This window comes from Burkholderia sp. 9777_1386, from assembly GCF_015712265.1.
GTDB lineage: Bacteria > Pseudomonadota > Gammaproteobacteria > Burkholderiales > Burkholderiaceae > Burkholderia > Burkholderia cenocepacia.
Map to the genome: position 1 here is coordinate 23374 of NZ_JACCQB010000071.1, position 6228 is coordinate 29601.

The 6228-nt window shown below is 68.4% G+C and carries 6 protein-coding genes; 5 read left to right on the forward strand and 1 reads right to left on the reverse strand.

Going from position 1 to position 6228, the window contains the following annotated elements; all coding sequences use genetic code 11:
- Positions 1-27: 27 nt before the first annotated feature.
- The 4 genes from H0X91_RS31595 to H0X91_RS31610 all read left to right on the forward strand — a co-directional run bounded on the left by H0X91_RS31595 (position 28) and on the right by H0X91_RS31610 (position 4917).
- Entirely contained in the window at positions 28-987 is a 960-nt protein-coding gene (locus tag H0X91_RS31595) for an acetyltransferase (protein ID WP_109341824.1), read from the forward strand.
- A gap of 199 nt (positions 988-1186) precedes the next feature.
- Positions 1187-2920 (forward strand): ABC transporter permease, encoded by a 1734-nt coding sequence (locus tag H0X91_RS31600; protein ID WP_196433650.1) that lies wholly within the window; start codon positions 1187-1189, stop codon positions 2918-2920.
- A 119-nt stretch (positions 2921-3039) separates the two neighbouring features.
- Positions 3040-4299 (forward strand): ABC transporter ATP-binding protein, encoded by a 1260-nt coding sequence (locus H0X91_RS31605; RefSeq protein ID WP_052106057.1) that lies wholly within the window; start codon positions 3040-3042, stop codon positions 4297-4299.
- Positions 4300-4452: 153 nt separating this feature from the next.
- Positions 4453-4917, forward strand: a complete 465-nt coding sequence (locus tag H0X91_RS31610; protein WP_077020689.1) for a hypothetical protein — start codon at positions 4453-4455, stop codon at positions 4915-4917.
- Positions 4918-4948: 31 nt separating this feature from the next.
- Here H0X91_RS31610 and H0X91_RS31615 read toward each other — a convergent pair whose 3' ends face one another.
- Positions 4949-5632 (reverse strand): rhomboid family intramembrane serine protease, encoded by a 684-nt coding sequence (locus H0X91_RS31615; protein ID WP_230878063.1) that lies wholly within the window; start codon positions 5630-5632, stop codon positions 4949-4951.
- Between the two features lie 103 nt (positions 5633-5735).
- On the opposite strand from H0X91_RS31615, the gene H0X91_RS31620 reads away from it, so the two are divergent.
- Positions 5736-6185, forward strand: coding sequence for a CBS domain-containing protein (locus H0X91_RS31620; protein WP_196433651.1), 450 nt, complete (start codon positions 5736-5738; stop codon positions 6183-6185).
- The last annotated feature ends 43 nt before the right edge of the window (positions 6186-6228 follow it).

The window sequence follows — 6228 nt, forward strand, 5'->3', positions numbered from 1 at the left end:
TCATGCGGTTATCGGGCGTCGCGAATCATGACGTGCTTTGACGTGTTCAACGGTGATGCGGACGGCATCTGTTCGCTTCAGCAGCTCCGGCTCGAGATGCCGGCCGAGTCGGTGCTCGTGACGGGGCCCAAGCGCGACATCGCGCTGCTCGCGCGCGTGTCGGCCGCCCGAGGCGACATCGTCACCGTGCTGGACGTTTCGCTCGACGTGAACCGCGCGGCGCTTGATGCGCTGCTGGCGCGCGGGGTCGATGTCGACTATTTCGATCACCACATGCCAGGCGCCGTGCCCGACCATCCGCGCCTTCACGCGCATGTCGACACGGCGCCGGACACCTGTACGAGTGTCATCGTCGACCGGTACCTGGCGGGCCGGCAGCGAATCTGGGCGGTGGTCGGCGCCTACGGCGACAATCTCGTCGGCGTGGCCGGCAGGCTCGCCGCCGCCTGCGGTCTGACCGACGCCGATGCCCACCGTCTGCAGGTGCTCGGCGAATCCGTCAATTACAACGGTTACGGCGATCGCCCGGGCGACCTCTTCATGGCACCGCTGGCCGTATACACGGCGGCGCGGCCATATGCGGACCCGCTCGAGTTCGCGAAGTCGCCGCTTGCGCGGCGGCTCGACGCCAACCGGCGACGCGATATCGCTCGTGCGGCGCGACAGCGCGCGAACATCGCGCTGCCGGGAGCGGACGTCTATATCCTCCCCGACACGCGCTGGGCGCGTCGCGTGCGCGGCGTTTTCGCCAATCGGCTCGCGCGTGCCGACGCGACACGCGCTCACGCGGTGCTGACGTTGTCGGCCACGGGTGGGTACATCGTCAGCGTTCGCGCGCCCGTCGCCGCACCGTATGGCGCCGATCGTCTTTGTCGGGCATTTCCGGGGGGCGGTGGCCGGGAAGGGGCGGCCGGCATCAACGGGCTCGCCCCAGAGCGCCTCGACGCGTTCGTCGCGGCGCTCGCGAACGCGTACCCCGCCGCGTGAGCCGACGCAGGCATGCTCGGTGGAGCGGGACGGCATGGCCGGAACGAGCGTCATCGGGATGCTCCTGAACGGTGGCCGTTGCGTGGAAAGACTCGCTGCAATCGTGGCGCCGCGCAATGCGGGTCGGTTGACGCAGGTCAAGCCTGCCGGCCGCCCCGCCCGGGAAGATGAACCGCCATCACCGGCGCGGAGAGGGGTCGTGGAGCACCATGCGGAGGTATTGCGGGGCGGGCGCTGGACGCTGCCCGTGCCGGGCTGGCGGGATCTCGCCGCGATGCTGATCGTGGTCGGCTTCCTGTTGCTGGCCGGCCTCTCGGCGCACCAGATGGCCGGCCCGCTGGCGGTGGCGCATCCGCTGGCCATTTCGCTGTCGCCCGCGGCGCTGCCCGGCTACACGCTGCGCACCGTCGCGCGCATGTTCGCGGCATTGCTCGCGTCGATCGTGTTCACGTTCGTCTATGCGACCGCGGCGGCGCGCAGCCGTCGCGCCGAGCGTGTGCTGATCCCGCTGCTCGACGTGTTGCAGTCGGTGCCGATCCTCGGCTACCTGTCGTTTACGGTGGTGTTTTTCCTGTCGCTGTTTCCGGGGCGGATCCTCGGCGCCGAGTGCGCGGCGATCTTCGCGATCTTCACCAGCCAGGCGTGGAATATGACGTTCAGCTTCTATCAGGCGCTGCGCACGGTGCCGCTCGATCTCGACGAAGCCAGTCGCAGCTTCCGGCTGTCCGCATGGCAGCGCTTCTGGCGCCTCGACGTGCCGTTCGCGATGCCGGGACTCGTCTGGAACGCGATGATGTCGATGTCGGGCGGCTGGTTTTTCGTGGTCGCATCCGAGGCGATCGCGGTCGGCAACGTGCACGTCGAGCTGCCGGGCGTCGGCGCCTACGTCGCGCAGGCGATCGCGAACCGCGACCTCGCTGCCGTGGGCTGGGCGATCGTCGCGATGAGCGTTGCGATCGTCCTGTACGACCAGTTGCTGTTCAGGCCGCTGGTCGCATGGTCGGAACGGTTCCGCTATGGCGATGCCGAGCCCACGGTCGCGTCGCGCAGCTGGATGCTCGACCTGTTCCACCGATCGAGATGGATGGGCCGTGCGAGCGGCCCGGTCCGGGCGCTGCTGCGCCGTGCGGCGCGCGCGCGGCTGCGCGGGTTCATGTCGGCATGGCACGACCGGATCGTGCTGCCGCGACGCACGGGCGACGTGCTCTGGTTCGCGCTGTGCGGCGCGGGATGCGCGTATGCGGCGTATGAACTGTTCCGGCTCGGCCGCGCGACGCTCACCTGGACGGACCTGCGCGTCGTCGCAAGCGAAGGAGGGCTCACGTTCGTCCGCGTGACGGTGCTGGTCACCCTCGCGTCGATGATCTGGGTGCCGATCGGCATCGCGATCGGCCTCCGGCCGGGCGTGGCCGCCCGCATCCAGCCGGTCACGCAGCTCCTCGCCGCGTTTCCGGCCAACCTGCTGTTTCCGGTCGCGGTGTTCGCGATCGTGCGCCTGCGGCTCGAACCCGACATCTGGCTGTGCCCGCTGATGATACTGGGCGCGCAATGGTATGTGCTGTTCAACGTGATTGCGGGTGCGAGCGCATTCCCGGCCGACCTGCGCGAAGCGGCCGCATGCTTCCGCGTGCGGCCGGCGACCTGGTGGCGACACGTCATGCTGCCGGGCGTCCTGCCGTACTGCGTGACGGGCGCGATTACCGCGTCGGGCGGCGCATGGAACGCGAGCATCGTCGCCGAGGCCGTGAGCTGGGGCGGCACACGCCTGGATGCCGGCGGACTCGGCGCCTATATCGCGCGGATGACCGACGCCGGCGACTATCCGCGCATCGCGCTCGGCGTCGCCGTGATGTCGCTGCTCGTGATCGCGACCAATCGGCTCGTGTGGCGCCCGATGTATGCGTTCGCGGAGCGCCGCACACGGCTCGATTGAGCCCTCGATCGATCATTTACTAACGGGAGCCCCACGTGCCGAACCTCAGCGAATGCACGGATGGGAAGGTCGCGAGCGCGGCTGCGCCGCCTTCGGAGGAGGTGGCCGTCGTGCTCGAGATGCGCGCCATATGCAAGTCGTTCACGAAGCCGTCTGGCGAACCGCTGCACGTGCTGGCCGATATCGACCTCGCGTTGCATGAAGGCGAGATCCTGGGGTTGCTGGGCCGCTCGGGCTCGGGCAAATCCACGCTGCTGAGAATCGCCGGCGGGCTCGTCAAGCCCTCGTCCGGCGCGGTGACCTATCGCGGTGCACCGCTCGACGGTCCGACCGACGGCATCGCGGTGGTATTCCAGACCTTCGCGCTGTACCCGTGGCTGACCGTCATCGAAAACGTCGAGCTTGGCCTCGACGCGCAGGGCCTGGCGTCAGAGGACGCACGCGCACGCGCGGCCGCCGCGATCGAGCTGATCGGTCTCGACGGGTTCGAATCGGCGTTTCCCCGCGAGCTATCGGGCGGCATGCGTCAGCGGGTGGGGTTCGCCCGCGCGCTCGTCAGCGAACCCGTGCTGATGTTGATGGACGAGCCGTTCTCGGCGCTCGACGTGCTGACCGCGGAAACGCTGCGCACCGATTTTCTCGACCTGTGGGATGCGCACCAGCTGTCGATCCGGTCGGTGTTGATGGTGACGCACAACATCGAGGAAGCTGTGCTCATGTGCGATCGCATCCTGGTGCTCGGCGCTGGTCCGGCGTACATCGAAGCGACGCTGAACGTGCCGCTGCCGCGTCCGCGCAGTCGGCATGATCCGGCCATTCAGGCGATCGTCGGCAGGATCTATGCGACGCTGACCGCACGCATCACCGACGCGACGGCGGACCGGGCGGCGACGGGCAGTGCGTTGGCCATGAAGCTGCCCGACGTGTCGAGCCACCATCTCGCCGGATTCGTCGACGCGCTCGCGGCCGCGCCGTACGACGGTCATGCGGAGCTCGGCACGATTGCATCGGCGCTCGCGCTGCGGACCGACGCGCTGTATTCGACGGCGGCCGCGCTTCATCTGCTCGCGTTTGCCGAATGGCACGACCGGACCATCCGGCTGAGTGCCGCGGGCCATGTGTTCGCGCAAAGCGACGACGATGCGCGGCGGCGTCTGTTCAGCGAACATCTCGTCCGGTTCGTGCCGCTCGCCGCGCATATCGACGAAGTGCTGGGCGAACGCGAAGGGCATCGCGCGCCGCGCGAGCGTTTCGAGCTCGAACTCGAGGATCATCTCGATCCGCGCAGCGCGCACCAGGCGCTGCGGGTCGTGACCGACTGGAGCCGCTACGCGGGACTGTTCGACTACGACGACCATACCCGGACGTTCGGCCGCTGACCGTTCGGGCCGCACGTCGGCCACGTGCTTGATCGGCATCAAGCGTCGCGCGGCAGCGCGTGCGACGCTGGAAGAACCGTCGACGCGACCGAGTCGACCCGGCAGACAAGCTCCGCAACTCGACGTCAATGACCGTTCACGGGAGGACTGACCATGAACTGGCTTTCCGAATACTTTGCCCAGCGCACGAGCCCGCTGTCGCTTTCGCTCTGGGCTCATCCGCCGCTCGCGCTCGGGCCCGACGGCCCGATCTGTCGCGAGCCTTACCGCCTGCCGTATCCGGGGGTCGAACTCGTTTTCACGCCGGCGGAGGCCGTCGAACGCGGCGGGAAGACCTACACGCTGCCGGCGCGTTACGACTCCCGCGGGCTGCTTGCCGCGCGCAGCACGGCGCACGACGAGGCCGCGTCGTTCTTCCGCGAGGTGACGATTTTCGCGCCATCGCAGTTCAATCGCGACTTCGTCGTGACGGTCAATGGCGAATTGTCCTTCGTGCCGTCGTTCTGGCAGGACGGGTCGCCCGGTTTCTGGGGCGTCTGCGTGCCCGCCGCTAGCGGGCGCGCGACCGGCGAGAGAGCCGGTCCGCCGTGGCTGTTCCAGGGATACCTGAGCATCTAGGGACCGTTCCCGCCATCGGCGGGAACCGGCGTCACGCGCGCTCGTCCGCGCGTGTTCGCCAGAAGGCGAGGCATGCGAGCGCGCCGAGCATTCCGCCGAGATGGGCGAAATGTGCGACGCCGCTCGTGTCGCCGCTGAGGCCGGACAGCAACTCGGTCAATGCATAGCCGGTCGCGAAGAGCCATGCCGGCATCGGTATCGGTGGAAACAGCAACACGACGCGCCGTTTCGGAAACAGCACGGCATAGGCGATCAGCGCGCCGAAAACGCCGGCCGACGCACCGACAGTCGGTGCGTCGCTGGGCGGCAGGGCCCGGATCACCGCGAGCTGAGTGATTGCGCCGGCCAGCACGCTCGCCAGGTAGAGCGCGAGAAAGCGCGCGCGCCCGAGCACGCGCTCGACGTCGAGTCCGAACATGTAGAGCCCGAACATGTTGAACGCGATATGGGCCAGGCTGGCATGCAGCACGCTGTAGGTCAGCAACTGCCAGACGTGGAAATCCGGTGTCGCCGGCGCGCCCGGTCGTGGGGGCGGCCACAGCGCGAACAGGGCGATGAGCACCGGCCAGCAGTGCGGCCGGAATCGAATTTCATGACATACCGTCACGTTATCGGCGGCACGTGCGCGGCCGTTGAGGCAGATCATGGACAGTCGCCGCCTCGCCGTCCGCGCGCCGTCAGCCCCGTCGGCGAGCAGCAGGTTGACGTGCGTCAAGCCTCCGAGGGGCGCCGCGCTTACCCTGAACTCGGGAAACATGCGTCGCCGCGGGGCGGTGCGCATGCGTATCGTCGATGCAAACGGCAATGGGAGCCTCATCATGCACATCGGAAGAATCCGTACCCAACCGGTCGAATCGTGCACGGCCGAATGCAGCGCGTTGGAACTCGCCGATCGCATGCGGCACGCGCATGTCGGCGACGTCGTCGTGATCGAGTACCGCAATGGCGAAGCCATTCCGATCGGCCTGGTTACCGACCGCGACCTGGTGATCGAGGTGATGGCCCGCAGCGACGATCCGGGCGACGTGACGGCCGGCCAGATCATGTCGCGGGGTCTCGTCGTCGTGTCCGACACGGACGAGATCGGCGTCGCGCTCGAGGAGATGCGCCGATCGGGCATTCGGAGACTGCCGGTCGTCGACGATGCAGGCCGCCTCGCCGGTATCGTGACGCTCGACGATATCGTCGAGTACCTCGCGGGGTTGCTCGGCAGCGTCGTGGAAGTCGGGAAGCTGCAGCAGATCGAGGAGCAGCGTTTCCGCGCGTGACGTTGGGGCGGGGGCCGGCGCCCGGCACGGCCCAGCCCAGCCC

Bases quoted from the DNA above. Each gene is read 5' to 3' on its own strand.
- H0X91_RS31595 (WP_109341824.1), top strand. From the start codon at position 28: ATGACGTGCTTTGACGTGTTCAACGGTGATGCGGACGGCATCTGTTCG.
- H0X91_RS31605 (WP_052106057.1), top strand. From the start codon at position 3,040: ATGCGCGCCATATGCAAGTCGTTCACGAAGCCGTCTGGCGAACCGCTG.
- H0X91_RS31610 (WP_077020689.1), top strand. From the start codon at position 4,453: ATGAACTGGCTTTCCGAATACTTTGCCCAGCGCACGAGCCCGCTGTCG.
- H0X91_RS31620 (WP_196433651.1), top strand. From the start codon at position 5,736: ATGCACATCGGAAGAATCCGTACCCAACCGGTCGAATCGTGCACGGCC.